The organism is Chroococcidiopsis thermalis PCC 7203, from assembly GCF_000317125.1.
Taxonomy (GTDB): domain Bacteria; phylum Cyanobacteriota; class Cyanobacteriia; order Cyanobacteriales; family Chroococcidiopsidaceae; genus Chroococcidiopsis; species Chroococcidiopsis thermalis.
Genome location: NC_019695.1, coordinates 5,175,550 through 5,195,900, shown reverse-complemented (window position 1 = coordinate 5,195,900; position 20,351 = coordinate 5,175,550). Strand labels below are relative to the sequence as shown.

Annotated in this window: 16 protein-coding genes; 4 read left to right on the top strand and 12 right to left on the bottom strand. The window is 38.8% G+C overall.

Annotated features, from left to right (window positions below; translation table 11 throughout):
• Positions 1-42 precede the first annotated feature (42 nt).
• The 4 genes from CHRO_RS29960 to CHRO_RS33530 all read left to right on the top strand — a co-directional run bounded on the left by CHRO_RS29960 (position 43) and on the right by CHRO_RS33530 (position 3,997).
• On the top strand, positions 43-969 hold the full coding sequence (locus CHRO_RS29960; protein WP_015156549.1) for a methyltransferase domain-containing protein: 927 nt from the start codon (positions 43-45) through the stop codon (positions 967-969).
• Positions 970-1,040: 71 nt separating this feature from the next.
• The gene (locus CHRO_RS29955) at positions 1,041-1,682 is read left to right on the top strand and encodes a class I SAM-dependent methyltransferase (RefSeq protein ID WP_015156548.1); all 642 of its coding nucleotides are present in this window, start codon (positions 1,041-1,043) and stop codon (positions 1,680-1,682) included.
• Positions 1,683-1,744: 62 nt separating this feature from the next.
• Positions 1,745-2,923, top strand: coding sequence for a glycosyltransferase family 4 protein (locus CHRO_RS22590; RefSeq protein ID WP_015156547.1), 1,179 nt, complete (start codon positions 1,745-1,747; stop codon positions 2,921-2,923).
• Between the two features lie 471 nt (positions 2,924-3,394).
• Positions 3,395-3,997, top strand: a complete 603-nt coding sequence (locus CHRO_RS33530) for a glycosyltransferase family 4 protein (protein WP_219335995.1) — start codon at positions 3,395-3,397, stop codon at positions 3,995-3,997.
• A gap of 371 nt (positions 3,998-4,368) precedes the next feature.
• On the opposite strand, the gene CHRO_RS22580 is transcribed toward CHRO_RS33530, so the two are convergent.
• From CHRO_RS22580 to CHRO_RS22525, 12 genes are all read right to left on the bottom strand, one after another.
• On the bottom strand, positions 4,369-5,988 hold the full coding sequence (locus CHRO_RS22580) for a hypothetical protein (protein ID WP_015156545.1): 1,620 nt from the start codon (positions 5,986-5,988) through the stop codon (positions 4,369-4,371).
• Positions 5,989-6,299: 311 nt separating this feature from the next.
• Entirely contained in the window at positions 6,300-7,757 is a 1,458-nt protein-coding gene (locus CHRO_RS22575) for a glycoside hydrolase family protein (RefSeq protein WP_015156544.1), read from the bottom strand.
• Positions 7,758-8,018: 261 nt separating this feature from the next.
• Positions 8,019-8,909 (bottom strand): glycosyltransferase family 2 protein, encoded by an 891-nt coding sequence (locus tag CHRO_RS22570; RefSeq protein ID WP_041462598.1) that lies wholly within the window; start codon positions 8,907-8,909, stop codon positions 8,019-8,021.
• Between the two features lie 135 nt (positions 8,910-9,044).
• Positions 9,045-9,719 (bottom strand): class I SAM-dependent methyltransferase, encoded by a 675-nt coding sequence (locus CHRO_RS22565; RefSeq protein WP_015156543.1) that lies wholly within the window; start codon positions 9,717-9,719, stop codon positions 9,045-9,047.
• A 138-nt stretch (positions 9,720-9,857) separates the two neighbouring features.
• Positions 9,858-11,156 (bottom strand): ABC transporter ATP-binding protein, encoded by a 1,299-nt coding sequence (locus CHRO_RS22560; protein WP_015156542.1) that lies wholly within the window; start codon positions 11,154-11,156, stop codon positions 9,858-9,860.
• Positions 11,156-12,049 (bottom strand): ABC transporter permease, encoded by an 894-nt coding sequence (locus tag CHRO_RS22555; protein WP_015156541.1) that lies wholly within the window; start codon positions 12,047-12,049, stop codon positions 11,156-11,158. Before CHRO_RS22555 ends, CHRO_RS22560 begins: the two co-directional genes overlap by 1 nt.
• Positions 12,046-13,260 carry a glycosyltransferase family 4 protein gene (locus tag CHRO_RS22550; RefSeq protein WP_015156540.1) on the bottom strand — a complete coding sequence of 405 codons (1,215 nt, stop codon included), beginning with the start codon at positions 13,258-13,260 and terminating at the stop codon, positions 12,046-12,048. Before CHRO_RS22550 ends, CHRO_RS22555 begins: the two co-directional genes overlap by 4 nt.
• Before the next feature lie 10 nt (positions 13,261-13,270).
• On the bottom strand, positions 13,271-14,329 hold the full coding sequence (locus tag CHRO_RS22545; protein WP_015156539.1) for a glycosyltransferase family 2 protein: 1,059 nt from the start codon (positions 14,327-14,329) through the stop codon (positions 13,271-13,273).
• 90 nt (positions 14,330-14,419) lie between these two features.
• Positions 14,420-15,910: an NAD(P)/FAD-dependent oxidoreductase gene (locus tag CHRO_RS22540; protein WP_041462595.1), complete on the bottom strand. Its 1,491-nt coding sequence runs from the start codon at positions 15,908-15,910 to the stop codon at positions 14,420-14,422.
• A 43-nt stretch (positions 15,911-15,953) separates the two neighbouring features.
• On the bottom strand, positions 15,954-16,979 hold the full coding sequence (locus tag CHRO_RS22535; RefSeq protein WP_015156537.1) for a glycosyltransferase family 2 protein: 1,026 nt from the start codon (positions 16,977-16,979) through the stop codon (positions 15,954-15,956).
• Positions 16,980-17,992: 1,013 nt separating this feature from the next.
• Complete coding sequence (locus CHRO_RS22530) at positions 17,993-18,808, bottom strand: polysaccharide lyase family 20 protein (protein WP_084739230.1); 816 nt, start codon at positions 18,806-18,808, stop codon at positions 17,993-17,995.
• A 442-nt stretch (positions 18,809-19,250) separates the two neighbouring features.
• The gene (locus CHRO_RS22525; protein ID WP_015156535.1) at positions 19,251-20,177 is read right to left on the bottom strand and encodes a class I SAM-dependent methyltransferase; all 927 of its coding nucleotides are present in this window, start codon (positions 20,175-20,177) and stop codon (positions 19,251-19,253) included.
• Between the last annotated feature and the right edge of the window lie 174 nt (positions 20,178-20,351).

The window sequence follows — 20,351 nt, the reverse complement described above, 5'->3', positions numbered from 1 at the left end:
CCCATCAAATTATTTTTTTGTAATAGTTGGATAAATTAGGAAATGATTCATAACTCAAAGCATGATTTTATTAAGTATCTGCCTCATACCATAGCTAAAGGCTTAGTTCCTTATGGAATTTATAATTTTTTAAAAAAAGGCAGAACTTCAAGTTATACCAATCTTCTCAATAGCTATCATAAAAGTCAAAAAATTCCATTTAGTCCTGGTTATCAAGAAGCTAAGCTCGAATTCATTCAATCAACCATCTCCTCGAAAGAACTCTTTAGTTGTTTTGTACATCAAATTTTTTTACCTGAAGGTTTTGGAGCTTTTTTTGATGAAAGAGTAGTAGAGTATCCTTGGATTTTTGCCAACCTTAACTATAATCAAAATTCTAAACTTTTGGATGTTGGTCCTGCTCTTAATTATAAATTTTGTCTAGATCGGTTATTAAGCTCTAATCCAAATCAAGAAATTACAATGTTATCCTTGACTCCTGATGCAAGGTGTTTTTATCATAATAAAGTATCTTATGTATTAGGTGACGTTCGATCGCTTCCTTTTATCAACAATTATTTTGAACAGATAACCTGCATATCAACTATTGAGCATGTAGGTATGAACAATCAGAGGTATGGGGCTACAGTCGAGCATAATCCAGAAGATTATATAGTAGCTCTTTTAGAAATGAAAAGAGTGTTAAAAAACTCAGGTGCATTACTTATTACAGTACCTTTTGGTACTTACGAGGATTTTGGTTGGTTTCAGCAGTTTGATGAAACAATGGTTAATAGAATAGTTGAAGCTTTTGTACCTACAGAACACAGCATTACTTACTATAAATATACAGATAAAGGATGGAATCTATGTAGTTCGGATTTATGTTCATCCATAAGATATAATACACACCGCTCTAACGATCCTTTATTTTATACATCTAATCCTGTGTGTGCAGGTGCAGTTGCTTGCATCAAATTAATAAAATAATAACTGAAATAGCATAGTTTCATAGTTTCATAGTACGAACAAAGTTTTAAACAAATGATTGGAAGGAATACATGTTAACACTCAAAAACTCTATTTCGTATGCTGCTAGAGGAGTAAATACTGAAAGATTAAATGCTATTTTAGAAAATGCTGGGCAATCTGTACTCGATGTAGGATGTGGTAATGGAACCTACGTACTAAAACTTGCAGATCGATACAATATTTTAGGTGTTGACATTCAGCATTTTGAAACCTGGAATGCAATGCCTCATCTTTTTTCCGTTTCAGATGCTTCTGAACTTAAATTTAAAGATAGTAGCTTTGATACAGTTCTTTCTTTTGAAACGTTAGAACATCTACCAGAACCAAAAAAGGCTCTCAGAGAGTACTATAGGATTTGCCGTAAAAATCTGATTCTTACAGTTCCAAATTGCGATGTTACTTCTGGAATGCGTCAAAGCCTCATGACTTATTATCATTGGGTTGATAGAACTCATGTCAACTTTTTTGATATGGATACCATTACTGAAGCAGTTAAAGAAGCAGGCTTTAAAGTTGTAAAACATTACTATATTAATCAGCTTTCCTTACTACCTTTGTTGACTGAAGCGTTCAACTTATCTGGATTATTAGGTAAGCTCGTGCAAAAAATTTTACTAAAAAGACAACAGCGTAAATATTATATTACTTGTCTTGTGGTTGCTGAGAAATAAAAACATAGTATTTTTAGTTTTTTGCATTATACAGTACAAATGTCAGCTATTCAGGTTTTAGAATGAGCAATAAAAGTAAGATGAGATTACTAATCCTTTTTCCTTCACGGCTTCGTGGGGGAGCTGAAGAATACTCTCTTACTATTGCGTCGGCAGCTGTAAGACAAGGATGGGATGTACATGCAGCATTTCCCAAAACTGAAAAAACAGTATCCTTAATTACTGACTTCTCAAAGAGTGGCGTGCAATATCATGAGGCAACCGTTGATGATGTAGAAGCGCAGAAACAGAAAATAACATGGCAATTTTTGTGGTTCCTTAAAACTCTTATCTTATTACTCAAGGTTAAGCCAAATTTTGTTTTGATTAACCTTCCCCTAGCGGATCTCTGCTTAGGTTCTATACTTGCTTGCGCGCTTTTAAAAAAGCCAACAGCTGTACGTTTTGCTCTGATTTTTCCCAACCAGGCATTTACTAATAAAAGATTGAAACTTTACGCATGGGCTCGTGCTAGAAATCAGCAATGGATTGCGATCACAGAATGCGATCGCCAGATTATATGTCAATCATTTAATGTTCCTGAAACAGAAATAGTTCAAATTTATAATGGCGCTAGAACTAATTTACTTTCAAGTCATCGTAACGCCTTAGAAAAAACTGTTGAAATTCGTCGCCAAGTACGTCAAGAGCTAGGACTAGCTGAAACAAGTCAAATTTTACTAACAGTTGCTGACTTAAATCCTCGCAAGGGTCATGGCGATCTTATACCGATAGCACCATATCTAATCAAAGAGTTTCCAAATATTAGGTTCGTGTGGGCTGGAGGAGGTCAATCAAAGAATCTAATCAGTAGATTGCAAGAATATGGAATTGAAGATAAGGTATTGCTGCTAGGTTACAGATCTGATGTGCCAAGGCTTCTGCAAGCAGCAGATCTTTTTATATTTCCGACACATTCTGAAGGCTTTCCCTGGGCTTTATTAGAAGCAATGATCTATAACTTGCCGATCGTATCTTCAAATGCAAGCGGTATTCCAGAAATTGTGAAAAATAACGTTCATGGTTTGTTATGCCATCCAGGTGATAGTTATGGTTTTCTAGAAAACATTCTTTGGGCTCTCAGACATCCCGAACAGATGCAACTGATGGCACAGAATGCTCGATCGCGCGCTCAAGAGTTTTCTGAAGAAAAGATGGTAAAAAGAACCTTAGCTGCCTTGTCCAGATTAAGTCATACATAATTATGCAACATGACTAAATTTGATATAGAAATTATACGCAAGTTCCTTAAGAAAATAGCTTACAAATTTATATTTTTAACGTTTAAAATATTTAAAATACAAACTTACAAATACTTTTATTATATTCGCTACACTGATTTTTTGATCGATAAGTATTTTAGTAAATCTTCAAGTGAATATTACGATCTCGTTTTCGTGATTTTTGAAGAAAGTAAAGGTTGGATACTTGAAGCAATATGTAAAGAGATTGCTACTTACTTTAAAGGAAAATACTGCTTTCACTACTCATCTTCTTCCCTACCTTTATCCAAAGGATATTTTTTCGCTCACTACTCATTCTATGTAGCATGTTTAAAACTAAATCCATGTCTTTGGGGTAGTAAATCGCTTATTTTCTACACTCACCCCAAAGGCATCATCAATAATGAAGAATTTGTTTATGCGATGAACTGTTCCACGAAAGTCATCTCTATGTGTTCGCAATTCGCTAGACAAATGCTTGCCGATGGAGTGAAACCTGAGAAAGTCAGCTTCATTATCGGCGGCGGAGCCGACCCAAAACTTTTCCGATCGCATCAGCGCATGAATGGAGCTATTGGCTTCTGCACTGCATATTATGCTCGTAAAGATCCCGATCGCATCTTCAACATTATTAAAATGTTGCCTCACCGAAAGTTTATTCTTCTAGGTAGAGATTGGGATCGGTATGAAAAGTTTACAGAGCTGACTGCCATGCCTAACTTTTCTTATATCGAAGCGTCTTATGCCGAATACCCTAGCTACTACGCCCAAATGGATGTCTTCGTCTCCACCGCAATCCTAGAAGGTGGTCCTATTCCTCTGATTGAAGCTATGATGTGCAATGTTGTTCCTGTGGCGAGCAAAACTGGATTTGCTCCCGACATTATTCACCACGGCAACAATGGCTTTCTTTTTGAAGTTGATGCATCTGCTGAATCAGTATGCAAGTTAATCGAACAAGCCTATCAGATCGAAACAGATATTAGAAAAACTGTCGAACACTTGACATGGAATAACTTTTCACTTGCAGTTCAGCAACTACTAGAAAAGTAGTATTAATTCTCCGAGCGTTTTTGTAAATACTCGCAAAAGATTGAAGCTATATACAGCGGCAGATGTATCAAAAGCTCGGAAGATACTACTTTATCAACCCTAGGTTGCGTTGAAAGACGGGTTGGCAAGAGAATGGGACTGGATTCAATCTTTAGCAAAAAAAGAAGAATGCGATCGGGAGAGTAAAGCTTTTATCCTTCAGTTGTAAGATTCACGCATCACTCTCGCTACTTTGCAAATTCACGGATAAATTTGTAAGAAATACTCATAGATGATTACGAGACTGCCAAGCAGCGAGAATTGTTGTTTCACGTCTTTTTTCCAGCTTGGAACAGCTTAGCTCAAATTAAAAATTAAGTTTAACAGAAATCTCAAACCCCAGTTTTAGATTCTACCTGGTATAAATAATAAGTTTCACCAGGAGCAATACTCTGGCTAGAGTTGTATATTTCAGTTAGATGAAGCCCTGGTATCTCCTGATTGAGTTTATGACTAAGTATCAGTAAACTTTTTCTGTTATCTTGTTGTATAAGTCTATTTAATTTAGTAGGAGCTACTGCTTGGAAGTCAAGATTTTTTCTTTGATTCCAGTTAATAAAGCTACCATATCTACTGCTCTCAAAGTAATAAATTGGTTGTTTTAATAAAGCAGCAATGGGAGAAACTTCATTGTCCTGGCTACCAATAATTAAGTTATTTTGTAATTGACTATCGGTAATAAATTTTGCCACTTCTTTGCTAGCAGAAAAGGGATAAATTAAATCCATGCTATAAGCATAAATCCCAGTTAAAAGATGAATGCATAATAAAAAGTTTACGTATTGATTTTTGCGATCGCTTAGAAATTTGGCTGCACCTTTAATAAAAGAAATTACAGGACGATTTGATTCAGGATAGAAAGTGGAAATCCATATGCAAGCAATAAACAGAATAAATAAATGTCCGTGATGCCTTAAAGAACCGAAAAACTTTTCATAAGCAAACCAGATCAGAAGGCATGTTCCGAATGTGTATGCAAATAACACAACTGGTTTCTGATTAAATAGAGCTATGGCAGATAGCAATAGTAATAAAGATAATAAACAAATACATAGTAGTATAAGTTTAGAGCTACTATCATTTATAAAAGCATTAGTATTCCAAAAATTATAATTAAGAAAATTTGGTATAGGAATATAACTTTTCCACACGGATGGCAGAATTGTAAATAGAAGGTAATTAATGTGATTGATTGGCGTTAAGTCTTGTTTGGCAATTCCTTGAAACTTGGCATCAGTAGGTGGAATAATTTGAACAATTGCTATTGCTATACCACAAGTCAATATAGCTATGTTAGTAAAATTTAATCTCTTAGTAGCAGAGCTTTTAGTACAAAATTTTTCAAAGACGATAGTTATTGCTAAAGAAATAGCAATGATTAAGCTATATACGTTAGTATTTGCTAGGAAAGCTAGAATAACTGATAGAAGTAGGTAGTTTCGTTGTTGCTGCGTGAAAAAGTGACAAAAAAGGAAAATCAATAAAATACCTAAACTATAATTTCTACTAATTAAATGATATTCATAAAAGGGGAAATATCCAAAAGTAAATAAGATTTTTTGCAATTTAGTAAAAGGAGAAAACTTGGCAAACACATAAGTTGTTCCGCTGGCAATTAGTAAATGAAAAAGTTGCATTGCTAGTGGATTATCAGTGAATTTAGTAATTGCATATAAAAAGATATACCATAAACTCGGATGCCCTTCATATCTTAAGTTGTTATATAAATCAATCAGAGATGAGCTGTCTCTAGCTATCATCCATGCCTGTAGCTCATCGCGCCACATTTCGTGATTGAGAATACCAATCAAACCGAGTACTAAAAAAACGATAACTAACACATTTATCCAAGCTGTATCTTCTTGAGATGCAAAGTTTAACCAAGATATCTGTTTTCTCAAGCCAAGGATAGAACGATTAAGTCGCTTGTTAGCTTTTAGTAGAACATCCATAAAAAACTCTTAGAGGGTTTCTAAAAAATGACCGATTTGATAATTCTATCTTCACTGTCAGCATGACAAGATATGGATTAATTCTTGCTTTTTATCATCAGACAAAAAGCAAGAACTGTTAGATGTAGAAATAGTTGCTAAGCACCCGTCCCTAAAACTCTCAAATCTTATGATTTCTAGAAATAGAATTCAACAGACTGCACGGTTATTGTTTGCGATTGGCATGTAGATCGAGCAATATTTTACTTGAGACTTCTTTAACTGACTTGGAGAAATCTAGAGGATATTTTAGTATATCGTCAAATGACTATTTAAGGTGTTACAACGCTTACATCATCCCATTTTACATAGTCTCCTGAGTTTCCCGTTCCCGAAGTACCTAGTTCGACAACCGCCCAGTATCTTGAAATCGGCACGGTGATTTCTAAATACTGCCAAACGTTTTTCTGACTTGCAGTTTTTGATATCTCAGCATCACCATCAAGATAGTCATAGCCCAAAGCTTTGAGCGTTGCTGTTGCTCCGCCATTAACATACACCCATGCACCGATTTTTATATTTCGATTTTTTGGCACATCGCCTAAAATTCGGCGGATAAAAATCTGCTTACCTCGTGATGCTCTACCACTATCGAGTCTGGCGTAGCAATTGCCCCCACGCGCTCCATTAGGATCGCCGCAGATAAAAGCAACATTTGGCGAAGCTCCCAGCCGGACATCATCGTTATCGAAATGTACCCATTCGTTGTCTGCGTTGTTAGCTAATTCAAAACCAGGGTTAGAGAACTTCTTGTTCAACCGCAGATCTTGAATTTGATAGTACGTTGCTGTTGGGTTAAAGTTCGGTGAAATTGCCCATTCGCCATGATTGTCCAGATCGAAAAACAATGCATGGTTATAGCCGTATCTTTTTAGCTGTTGTCCAAAGATGACAAACCATCTTTTGCGATAGTTTTCTCTTTCAGTACTAGAACCTTGATACCAACTAGAAATTGTACCGGATTCGCTTACTACAACTGGCTTTCTAATATTACGAGCTGCTAGCAATCGCCAGGGATTGCCAAATTCACCTTCTCGAATCTGCCCCCCATAAGCATGAATGCCAATAAAATCGGTGACCTTATCGATTCCTAAATCGATCATCTCTTTTAAGATATAGCTGCTAGGACTTGTAGGAGGGGGAGATTCAATTTTGATGTTAGGGTCAATTGATTTTGCTGTTTCGTAAGCAATGCGAGTCATATCTACGCATTGTTGTGCTGTCATCGTACCTTTGCCAAAATCTAGCTCAGGTTCATTGTTGATAATGTAGTAGAAAATCTTGCCTTTGTAACGTTCCATTACGTTACGTACAAAGTAGCGATAATTTGCCTTCCATTGCTCGTAGTTACTATCTCGGTCAACATGATGGCGAGGAGAAATTGTTGAGTGAATTCTCAGTCCAGCTTGGATATATTTGTTAACGACAATATCTCTAGCCGACCAATTGAAGCTAGCACCCTCTCGATTGCCATAAACTCCATCCATACCCATACGAACTAATTGTATACCTAAATCCTTGGTTTGCTGGATAGAGCGGTCGGTAAATGTGGGATCGGGGTTGTATCCAGTACCGTTGTTGATCCCTAAATAGCTAGTTTGCGATCGCGCTGGTAGAGTGTAGAACAGAGTAGAAGTGACGAGTAAAGAAGTAAATATTCTAGAGAATTTATGCGCTTGCAATAGTGAGTACTTTTGAGCTAGATGTTGTAGCTTTTGAGAGAATTTCATTTTATACCTCTAAATGGAATCAATTCAGAATTAATTGGCTAAATCGCCTTATTTGTTTTCGATGCAGTGAAAGCGAGTGCTAGTTGTCAAGCAACACAGATTGCTGGCTTAAGCTAATACCTAAGCAAGCATGTTTCGATCGCTAAGAATGGTAAGAATTGCTGGCTCTAAATAGATTCTTTAGTAGTTGGAAGAACCTATTTCATGACAGTAATATCATAGAATAATGTCATGAAACGCAGAGCTAAAAAGACGATTAGCTCATCTTGAATAACTTGTTGTTTCCCAAAAAAAGCCCGATACATTGGCGATTTGAGACAACATAAATAGAGTTGCGATCGCTAGTGCTGGTTGACCCAATTTTTGCGAAAAAGGATACCTTAACAAGTTGAAATAAAAAGATAAAGGTTCTACTTTGAGGCGTTCCATATTGCGACGAGCGCGGACTTGGTGAAAACAAAAAGCACCGCGCCCATAGTTGTAGTGTTGTCGCCAGAATGCGTATAACGTGAGTTTATGAGCGTGATAAACTTGGGCTTCTGGTGCATAAATCATTTCGTAACCGTGCTGTAACCAGCGATCGCAAAACTCTCTATCTTCTCCCGCAGCTAGGGGAAAAGTGGTGTCAAAGCCGCCCAGGACGTGGAAACGTTCTGCGGGTAAAGCTAGGTTGTTAGAGGCAAAGAAGCTTGACCGATCGCGATCGGCATTGTAGTACTCATAGAGAAAATCAATTAGTACTTGGCTAGCTGTTGAGTAGAGATTATCGGGCAGGGCGTTGAGCGTCCGACCACCGACGAGACAATCTGGTGCTGCCTTGAAACGAACCTCTAGGGTTTTCAACCATTCAGGAGCAGGCATACAATCGTCATCGGTGAACACTAGAAACTTACCCCTGGCGAGAGTCGCACCAGTGTTGCGTGCGTTTGCTGGACCAGAATTTTGTTGCGCGATCGCAGTGAGATTGAGTTGTTTGCGAAAGGATGCAACAACTGGCTCTATTGGTGTCTCACTACCATCATCTACCACTATGACTTCAAAGCGATCTGGGGGATAGTTTAGCTGAGCGATCGATTGAAGGCAATTTGCTAGTCGTTCTGGGCGATTGTACGTAGGGATAATAATTGAGAAGAAAGGTTGCTCATGTGTCATATACTTCCGATAGTCTATTTCATGCAGTTTTCTCCAGAATTGTGAAGCAATTCTAGACAATTAAATTGCTTGTAATAGATGGTATTAAGGGACTTTATTAGCTACGTCAAACCATTGTAATGACAACTAAATTTCCTAGAATGCAAAACGGAAATTTTTCAAAAAACTTAAAATATTTTTTATGAATTGAAAGTTTAATGGATGTAAAGGATGACCGATCCAATTACCGCACTCTTTAATTTCTTTGTAAGTTGGCATAATATGCCTCCATTTTTCAGAATAACGAGAACCAACAAACAAGAGATAAATCGCAGCATTTTTGTGTTGACTTTGTGCTTCATATATAACTTCAAAATCATTTTCTTTAAATAAATATCTGAGACAAGTCGGCGTGAAACGCCAGAAGTCACAATACATATCTTTTCCGTGCTGTTTCTGACAAAAGGGAACTACAACGATAACGATATCTTTCGATACAAGACAAAGATTTTGAAAAGCTTTTCTTACATCGAAGACATGTTCTAATGTGGTGTGATTAAACACCACATCAAATCTTTGGTGTAGTTCGGAGGGGAGTTCTTGTGTTAGATCGAGGAAATATTCATTTTGCTTGCCCTGCCACCCTCTCTCCCCAGAATAATTAGTGAAGTAATAGCGATCTTTTTGAGTAAAATAATCTTGGTAGTAACCTCCTTCTTTATCTCGATCGTCCCATGCAGAAATATTAACTACATCCCCTTTAAAAAGGGGAGCTAACTTCTTAAGTTCTCGATTCGACCAAACTCGTGCTATTCTAAATTTTCTATCCATTATGAGTAACAAATTTAATTAATATCTTGACTACGTTAAGTAGAGTTAGTAGAACAAACTTACAGTAATTGTTAAATCTATAGCTAAAAACTGTGCTAATAGAAGAATACCTGTTTGATTGAATAGCTCAAGAGTGGGTTAGCTTTTTTCTGGACTCGCAAGTTTCCATAGGCGTGGTTGATAAAAACAACATTCACTCATTTTTCCATTTGACTTGACTGTAAACCTGAATGACTCAACCACATCAAAAGTATAAATAGAACTCTGCTTTAATTTGATACTCATAGTGTATGTACCAGGTCCTAACCCTAGATAAGGCAGTTCAACTTGAAGCTCTTGTTTGCCTGAAGGAATTTCAAAAAATTTTTCATCGTGTTCGCCACTCAGAAATAAAACTGTACCCATTCCACCTTCACCACCTATTGTTTTAATTTTCAAGTGAAGAGTAACATTATCAACCCTCTGATGCGCCTGACATCCCACACAGAAATTTACTGGTTTACCGCTTACTAGTGATTTAATAATATTTCCTTCAAGATCTCTAAAGAAGAGCGATCGTATATCTAGTCCTAAACTTTCAGATTCTGTTTTTTCTGGCAGAAACAAAACTTGCGAGGACTCATGCGTATCGTTCAAAAATAAATCGTTTTCATACTTTTCTATGACTTTCTCTGTTTTGCCAGACACAATTAATTCACCCTTTGATAGATATACTGCAAAATCGCATATATGCAATATTGCCTGCGGATTATGGTTGACCAAAATAAAAGATGTACCTTTATCGCGCAGCTCATGTAACTTTCGATAGCACTTAGCTTTAAATTTGATATCTCCTACAGCCAGCACTTCATCAATCAGGAGAATTTCTGGTTCCGTATAAATTGCACAAGCAAATCCCAATCGGGCTGCCATTCCAGAGCTGTAAGTTTGTACGGGAGCATCAATAGCATTCCAGATTTCGGCAAAATCTATCACATCTTGAAATCTCTCTTTAATTTCTTGAGTTGATAAGCCCAAAATTGACATATTTGCATAGATATTTTCTCGTCCCGTTAGGATAGGGTTAAATCCAGCTCCCAGGGCAATTAATGGAGCCACCCTACCTCTAATTTTTACACTGCCAGTATCTGGCTTAATCAAACCACTAATAATTCGTAGCAGGGTACTTTTTCCAGCACCGTTTGCTCCAACCAATCCCAGTGCTTCTCCTCGCCGCAGTTGAAAATCGATATCTTTTAAAGCCCAGAATTCACCTGGACGTAAAGTATCACTTTTTCGCCTCCCACCCACTAGATCTGTTGTAATATCTTGGATGCCATAGAATAAAGACTGCTTTAAGTCTCGGCAAAACTTCTTAGAGAGCCGCTCGACGGAGATAACGACTTCACTTTTTTTGGGGTGAGTTGCAGTCTTTCTATCTATTATTTCAGTTGACATTATGAGCTTACCCTCTCAATTACGTAAGGTATCGCGAGACGAAATACAACCCATGTCAGCAAAATTCCAAATAAAGTCATGACACTGACAATCCAAAACCCACCAGCATTTGAGATATCTCCTGTTGTTGCTAACTCTCGTGTTGTTACTAATAACGGAGTGACGGGATTAAGTTTCACCAGAAACCCAAAGGTTCCTTCATTAGGAACGGGATAAACTACTGGAGTTAAAAAAAGCCAAAAGTTGGTTACCATTGTTAGACCTTTTGACACATCCTGATATAAAACTCCCAAAGGAGACAATAGAGTACCAATTAACGTCCCCAGCATAATTAAATGAACTAGCGCTACGGGAGCGAGAAGGATTGTCCACCTCATAGGAATCTGATACCAGAGAAACAATGCCACAATTAAGATGAGTTTGATGGCAAAGTTGAATAATACTTCACCTACCTTTGCTAAGATAATTGCCTCTCGGGGAAAATTGACTCTAGCTAGCATCGGCTTCGACAAGTTTATAGCTTGTACTGGACCATTGACTGCTTCTACAAACGTTTGCCACAGTGCCGTGCTAAACATCACATAGGCGGGATAGGGCAAGTCCGTGACACCAATTTTGATAATATTGGACTCGCTCGCAAGTGTAAATCCTGCTGCCATAGCCAGCGGTGGTAAGAATGCCCAGATAAAACCTAGAAATGATTGACGGTATTGAGCGCTAATATCTCGCACCATCAGCCGCCATGCCAGTTCGCGAGAAGCTAACAAGTCCCGCCACATCAGTTTGAATAGATGAACTGGATGCCTGAGCAGATTCTCTGGCGTGTAAACGATCGCTGGTGGTAGTTCCGGTCTTTGTAGATCCGTTCTTCGTCGTGCGGAATAGTTCTTCATGATCGGTTTCGCGACGATGATACGCTTACTGCCGATGCGCGCAGCCGCTGGTAAATTTCCAAGAACCGCTCCGTACATCGGTCTTCACTGAAGTAGGTTAAAGCATACTGACGACCAACTCGCCCCATTTGCTCGGCTAAGCTTGCATTGAGCAATAAGCGTAACAGGGCAGCGGTCAAGGCATCCACATCGAGAGGCGGTACTAAAAAACCCGTAATACCATCAACAACAATCTCTGGCTGTGCGCCAACAGCACTAGCAATGACAGATGTACCGCGCATCATTGCCTCAGTTGTTACGTTACCAAATGGCTCTGACCAAAGTGAAGGTACTACCTGCACCCAGGCTGAATCAAAATGTTTTTCCATTTCAGAACGTGGTAAGTGTCCCAACCAAGTCACGTCAGTTGCAATGCCAAGTTCCGCCGCTAAAGCTCGTAAAGCATCTTCCTCTGAACCCCGACCTGCAACGAGCAACTGCGCTTTAGGCGCTTGTGCTTTAGCACGTGCAAAGGCTCGCAACAAAACGTCAACCCCTTTTTCTGACACTAACCGTCCAGCAAAAGCAACTGTTGGGGGATTGGCAAGGGGTGGACGCATCGGTCGAACAGGTACACCGTTGTGTACAACTTCGATCGCTCCAATCCCTTCTGCTTCTAACTGTGCTTTCATGCCGTAACTAAGGGCAACCACTAGATCGAAAGCAGAGCGCCAGCGTTGCCAAAGTTGCCGCTGTACCATCAATACTGCCCAAGATTGAGGTGTAAGGCAGCGATCGCGCAGACAAGCAATTCCAGCAGTAGCTTTACAGGGACGACCATCGGGCAAAAGTTTTGTGCCTACAGGACAAATTGCTTTATACACGGCTGTTTGGTACAAACACGGCACGTCTTTAAGTAAAGTAAGGATGAGTGGTGAAAGCTGCCACATAAACATGCGTACGTGAACCACATCAGGTCGAAATTCATGCAGAATCTGGCGTAGCTTTAAATAGGCAGAGAAATTAACAGTCTGGGACAAAACTTGCAATCGAGTTGTAGTGCCAAAACAACTGTAGTCAGATAGGCAGTAGCTGCTAGCAACTTGCATAGCACGACTAGAGAATAGGCGAACATCATGACCGCGATCGCGCAAGTTCTGACGCAAGCCTAGCATTTGTAACTCGGCTCCCCCAGTTGCTGTACCATAATCATTGATCAGAAGAATCTTCATGCATCTGCACCTAGCATCGCGGTGTTGCTGTCGCGATCGGTTCTTCTAGAGCAGGCGCAGCTTGAGTATTTTTCTGCTTTAGGTGTCTTCTAGCATAACTTGCAGTCAGGTAACGATTCAGTAGTGCTTCTAGTGGTGCAAAAAGACCATACATCAATATTTTTTCTAGAGACTGATTTTTAATTCCCAAGGTTAACCGATCGATGAGAGGAAGGAGAATTGTGTTTCTGCGTCTCCATCCCAAAGCTTTGTACTTATGTTGGAAGTAGCTATCCTCTGCTAATTGCCATTTTTCGCGCAAACGACTTAGGCTAGCCAACTCCCATGCATCGCTCCAACGCAGCATGTAAAAATGCAGATCTGTAGGCTTCAAGGGTTGTCCTGGCACATATGTAATGATACTACTCGGCTCAAAATAAACTGTTCCTCCTGCCTGAATCACACTCATGCAGAAGTCCAAATGCTCTTTGGAATTAAGCATTAACTCATCGAAGAAACCTAGTTGCTCAAATATTTGAGCGCGGACTAACATGCAGTGAAACTCGCATAACTCCGTTTGCGTCCGCTGCATCTTGGGGCGCACGTCTACTACCTGATGACCTTGTTTGTACATCTTTTCCCGCAAGCGCCTTCTACCAGTAGCATCGCATACAACACGTGCTTCCCCGCCAGCACAGTGGACGACTTCATGCACTGGTTCCTCGTGACACATCAGAGGTCCAACAACCGTAGCGCCAGTTTCTTCAGCACACTGAATTAATACTTCCAACCAACCAGGTGAAACGATAACATCGTTATCGACGAAGGCGACGTACTTGGTGTTAACGCGAGCTAAGCCTAAGTTTCTAGCGCGGTTGGGGAAAAGGTAATAATCTGTCCGAATCAGTTGAAAACCTTTTTCCTGTGCTGCGGCTTCTAAGTAGCGCTGTACCTCAGTAGGGGAATTACCATCTACGTAGATCAGCTCAAATGGAATGCATGTATTCGCATAAATACTCTCCAGGGACTGGCGAGCATAGCTGAAACGTTCGCGCGGTGCTACAACAATCGTGACTTGAGGGTTTGTCATGCTACTCAGTCTCTGTTTCTAGCAGTTACGTTTTTTAATCAAGAGGAATTTAAGAATGAGGTTTGGCAATTAGACAGACACGATATCGTCTTAATTGACTTTACTAGAGATTGCCGTAGGCAATTTTTCTAGTTGAGATTGCTTTTTCAGACTCGATCTCTCTTCTTTAGTAAAATCTTCGTAGTAAGAGCGTTCGGTATTGACATTCCACAAATCATGCTGCTCTCCAAGAATGTTTTTAGCTGCTAGCAGTCCAGTTAGCATGGAATGATCCTGATTGTTGTAGCGATGCATTCCATTACGCCCAATCGTTTGTAAGTTGTCAAACTGCTTTAAATATTCTTGAATGACTTGGAGATGCTGGCGATACTCGCCGTCATATACAGGATAAGCTTTGCGCTGACGAATCACAAATCCATCCTCGATCGCGGATAACTTAGACGCTAAGTTTAATTCGACAACCTCGCGACTTGCCAGATCGATCAATTCTGTATTAGATAATTCCCAAAGAGCATCGCCCTCACTACAAAAGTACTCCATCCCCAGACATGTCTTATTAGGGTTGGGAACCATTGCAGCACTCCAATTCTTAAAGTTTTGAATCCGCCCTACTTTGAATTCTGGGCTGTGAATATAAATCCAATTGTCAGGAAATAAATCTGGTTGGTTGACGATCAGCGCCACAATTAAAAAATCCCGATATTTCAAGCTACGTGCTGCTGTCAGTACCCGCTCGGGTGCTGGCGGATCGAGTCTTTGTACTAGTGCTGTTATAGGCATACTAGAGATGAAGCGATCGCCAAAGATCTGAATTGTGCGATCTCCTTGTCGGGCAGTAATGCTCTTAATCCAAGTTCCTTCCCGTTCGATGCGAGTTACTGCGGTGTTCAGTTGCACCATAGCACCCTGACTCTCAATAATTTCCTGGCAACGCTCCCACATCATTCCTGGACCTAAAACTGGATAGTCAAATTTTTTGATTAAGCTCTTAGCATTTTGACTACCGAATAAAGCGTTAACAACTGCTCGTTTGAGCGACATCCCTTGAATACGTTGAGCTGCCCAATCTGCCCGAATTCGACTGCAAGGAATACCCCAAACCTTCTCAGTATATGTTTTGAAGAAGATCCTGTACAGGCGATAACCAAAACGATCGATCGCCCAGTCTTCAAAATTGTCCGGTTCAGGACCGGGAAACAATCTCGTTTTGACCTTTGCCTTCAAGTAGCTAAACAAAATAAAGATACTCGGAATAATGCCCAAATTGGATAACGTATTGAACAACGACAGTGGATAACTGTAAAACTTACCTCCGTAGTAAATCCGGGATAGCCGAGGAACTTTGATAAAATCGGCTGCTAAAATTTCTTGCCAAATTTGCTGTACTTCACCAATTTTGGTATAGAAGCGATGACCGCCAATGTCGAAGCGGTAGCCTTTATATGTCTCTGTCCGTGAAATTCCACCTACCTTATCGCCTGCCTCTAAGACTATAGGTTTGATACCTTGCTTGATAAGTTCGTAGCCAGCAGTTAGACCTGCCGGACCTGCACCGATAATAACGACAGAATAATGGTTCATATTCATATATGGGTCAATCCAGTTGTTTAGTTAAATTCTGAGTTCACACAAATTTAGAAGAACTCGTTTTGAGCCAACCCCACTGCCGCAATTGATGGCGCGCTGTACCGATAATGAATGCTAAACCACTATAGAAGTAGTAAAACCAGTGCCAGGGGATGACTTGGAGCGCGAACCGTATCCCCCGTTTGCGCCAAAAGAAGTGATAGACAGGTAGGTTGAGAAATAAGAGCGCCATGCATATTCCCAAAGCTACGGCTAAAAATCCAGACCACCAGAAGGCTGCACCTACAGCAATAAGTAACCCGAATACTAGTACGATGCTCAGGCGATTAGAAACTTGGAGATTCAGATCGTTAATTAATAGGCGATCGCGCCAAATCAATTCTGTCCAGGGAAGGGCACGATAGTAGAAGTCAGCCTTCAGTAGAGAACCAACTTCCCATCGCTTTAGGTGCTTAACCTGCAATGCCTTATTCAGTCGAATTTTATAACCAGCTTGTTTGAGTCGATAGCCCAATTCAATATCTTCTATGGAAGCCTGTCGATAACTATCGTCAAAACCCTCAACTTCCAGAAACACCTCGCGGCGAATAGCACCGCAAGCACCCCAAAAGGTTGAAGCTTCTTCACAGCCAGACTGATGCACGTAGTGGTGCAACAGGTTTCTGTACTGTGACAAGAAGTTGGTTGCATCTGGGGTATCATCGTAGGAGCCAATCAGAGCGGCTAAGTCTGGTTCGCGCTTGAAAGTGCTGACTACTTGACTGATAGCATCTGGACGAACGACTACATCGGCATCGACAAAAAATAGGATCTCACCTTGAGCAAAACAAGCTCCTAAATTACGTGCTACAGCTGGACCGCTCCGTGTATTTGTTCTCACAACTTGAGTCCCAAATTCTCTAGCTATCAACCAAGATCCGTCTGTATCTCCATCCGCCGCCACAATAATTTCTAATGGAGAAGGGATTGTGTTAGCTAGAGCAGACAAGCAGCGACGAAAATTCTCTCCTCCGTTATAAACTGGAATAATGACAGATACTTCAAGTTCATGATTGCAAAACATAATAAAACATATCTCAAAAGCTTGTCATAACAGTTTTACAGGGCAATGCCTGCGTTTTAAGTTATTCAAATAAAACAGCATTAGCAATTTATAAAGAATAGCTAATAGATGCGATCGCGGATTTACAAATATTCTATAATTAATAAAATAATTGCCTATACCCTTAAGGTAAGGTCTAAGAATTTGTATTAAAAGTTACTGCTTGAGAAGTAAAGAATCGCCTGATAGCTACCAGTGAATCTCATGAATCAATTCTGAAATTTCTTCTCTCTCTTCTTTAAAATTAACTAATCTTGAAAAGCCAAGAAGGTATTTTAAGTACAGGTACTCTCTTGACCAAAGCTACTAGAGCGCACTCTTAGTGTCTTCTCTGAATAACTTAGCAGCTATAGTGCTGCCTCATTTATACTTTAACAAATCTGATATACACATTTTTGCTTCCTTGTTATGGTCTCTTAACAGCAAAAACTTGTCGATACAGAAAAGTTCGGAAAAGTTCAGTTATCTTGACAAAGCTGGCTTTTGTGGCACCAATATTTTTGGAAATTGTAGTTATTTCTGAGTATATAGCAGAAAAATATATACAAAAAAATTATTTTTTTATAAACAAACACATACAAAAGACCTCCTGCATGAATCAAAAAATCATGGATGTCATTCTGTTGGCGAAGCCTTCCCGAAGGGTACGCAACGTAGTGTAGTGAAGAATCTCCCAGATGTTTCGCCTCGCGTGTGGATGACAATTTAAGTATTCACGCAGGAGGTCTAAAGAACTAATTCAGGTATTTGTAACACGCTACCAACACCTGAATTAGTTGATATTTTCAGTAGATAAAAGGATGAAATATCGATTCAGTTCAAAAAGCGATAGACCGATCGGTTAAGGAAATTGGCTTTTCCAAGTCCGATCTGAGGCAAAGTATTGTAGTGTTTTAATTGCTACCATATCGCTCTATAAACTTAACTACTCAGCTACCGATCGCGAACATCCTAACCAATTAATTCAAACAATCTCAAGGTGCAACTTGTCCAAAGCTAGAATTTGCATCGCCTAAGCGATATTCATCAGTATAAATAATTCGAGGGGCAGGACCTCGAAAGTTGGGATTGCCTTTGTATAATCCCATTTTAAAATACGGTCCTGTACCTTCATCATTCCAAAACGTAGCTCCTTGATAGTTGATTTTTTGAATGTAGTCACCGCTACCTGTTTTCATCCAAAGTCTAAAGAATCCATCATTGTTCCCCGTCCATTTGACGTTCACTACAAAATCAGTCCATTGCCCTCTTATTTCAGAAACTCGCGCTAAAGTGTAGTTAGTACATACAGCATCTACAGTATCGCCTCTACGTTGGAAATCTAAGATAAAGTTACTACCTCGGCGCGAGATTTTAGAACCAACACCACCACACGGATATCTCCTACCTGGTCTGCTAGGCCAAGCCGCAAATTGGTTGACAATATCAAAACCTGGATCGGTATCGCTCCAGTCTAGGGGGACAAACATCGACCAGCCGTACCAATAGGTTTTGCCGATTTCGGTTCTGCTCATTTCTAGCTCGGCACGTTCTCCGCAGCGGTCTATTCGATGTCTGAAAGCTGTTTGTCCAGCTCTTGTTATGTCGTACGAAGGTTCTATTCTGGAACAATTCCTATTTATAGATCGTGAAATTTCAGTCAATGAGTCAATTATACTTGCATGAGACTGACGTATTCCTACTACAAGCAGAAAGAACGTACTTAGAAGTAGAGATCTACTTAAAAATATGGCTGAATGATGCAAACATTTTTTCAGATGTTTGTTCTGGGGATCGGTTTTTTTGGACATTATCCTCATTCTCATTGAATTACTCTCAACTTTTAGTTTGGAATGAACTCTATTTGAATTCATATTTTGCTTTTTAAAGAAAACGGGTGAAGTTTTAAAATACCGATTGTCAAGCAAGTTCGTTTGCTTCTCTAACACAAAAAACAATTGACTAAATTTCTATGTATTTAGTTTGATTAAATAAATCTGTATTTCTAAGTCAAAATCAATTTTTTAATTGCATTTTTATTAACTACAATGCCTGCATTTCATAAAAGCTACGAACTGTAATCTTAGCTTCAGGTCAAATTTAAATTGACGATTTAAAGTTAATTTTTTGAATTGAAACAATCTCTATCTGACAATATGTTGACTTTGTCTTTGTCAGCTTTTATCAGTTTTTTGCAAATAGATTATTTATAAAATTTTTGTTTTTTTCTCAAAATATTTCCTTTAAATTTGACTAATTTTTTTTAAGCCAAATACTACCTCCTGTATTTTTCATGCATAACGGCATTCTTTGAATAAATTTATCTTGATGAAAAAGCTCTAGAAATGTATTAAAAAAAACTATTTCATAGTTGCGGTTATATTGTAAAAAGGCTCTCAGCATATAAGCCTCATTCCACGCCCTACCTTCAAATATCCATTCTCTTGGATATTCAAAAGGGTAAAAAATATCATGAAAATGTATATAAACTCCTTTATTTAAAAGCGGTAATATTTCAAAGAATATATGGTTAACATCACTATCTACTTTTGATACATGAGTTGAGTCAATAAAAAGAATATCTCCCGCATTTAATTCAGAAAACTTACCGATGTCCACGTTCTGAAGCTTTGTAGGGACTATTTCGATTTTATTTTTGTCTGTTTCTTTGATTAAAGATAATAATAATTGTGGGTAAGGCTCAATAAAAGTACAAGTTATTGAACTATTAAATAGTAAGTCGTTAGTATCCAAAATTAAGCAAGATGAATAACCAGAGCCTACTTCAATAATTTTTTTGGGCTTTGCATGATTAATCATGCAGTATAAACAAATTGCATCAGAATATGAATAGGAAATGTTTTCGTAGAAATATCTTAGATTTTCTTGTTGATTGGGAGTGAAAGGTAAACTTAGATAATATTCGCTAAATTCTTCAAATAGCTCAAGTTGCGCTTGTTCATTCAAATCAATTCCAGAAACTTTTTTTGTAAGGTGTTTGCTAAATATTTCGTCTTCTTTAGATTTAATCTCGGTTAATGATGGAATTGGCGAGTAAAAATGACCTGGAGGAACCCAAGTTTTATATAACCTTAACTTACTTAATTCAAGAAAATTTTGTTTTAAGTAAGGAGTGTTATACAATAATTCTTTAATTGTACCTTTCAAGTTTTTTTTCATATTGGAAATAGCTTGATTTGAAAAGTTTGTATTGTTGTAAAACCGATGAATCGAATACTTTCCGTTGCGCTCAACTCATTACATTACTACAACCGCTCTGGTAAAAATTTTGCTCAAGTGAAGTGAGTAGTATTTACTAAAGAGGTGAATTTGCAGCAGAAATCTTATGAGATA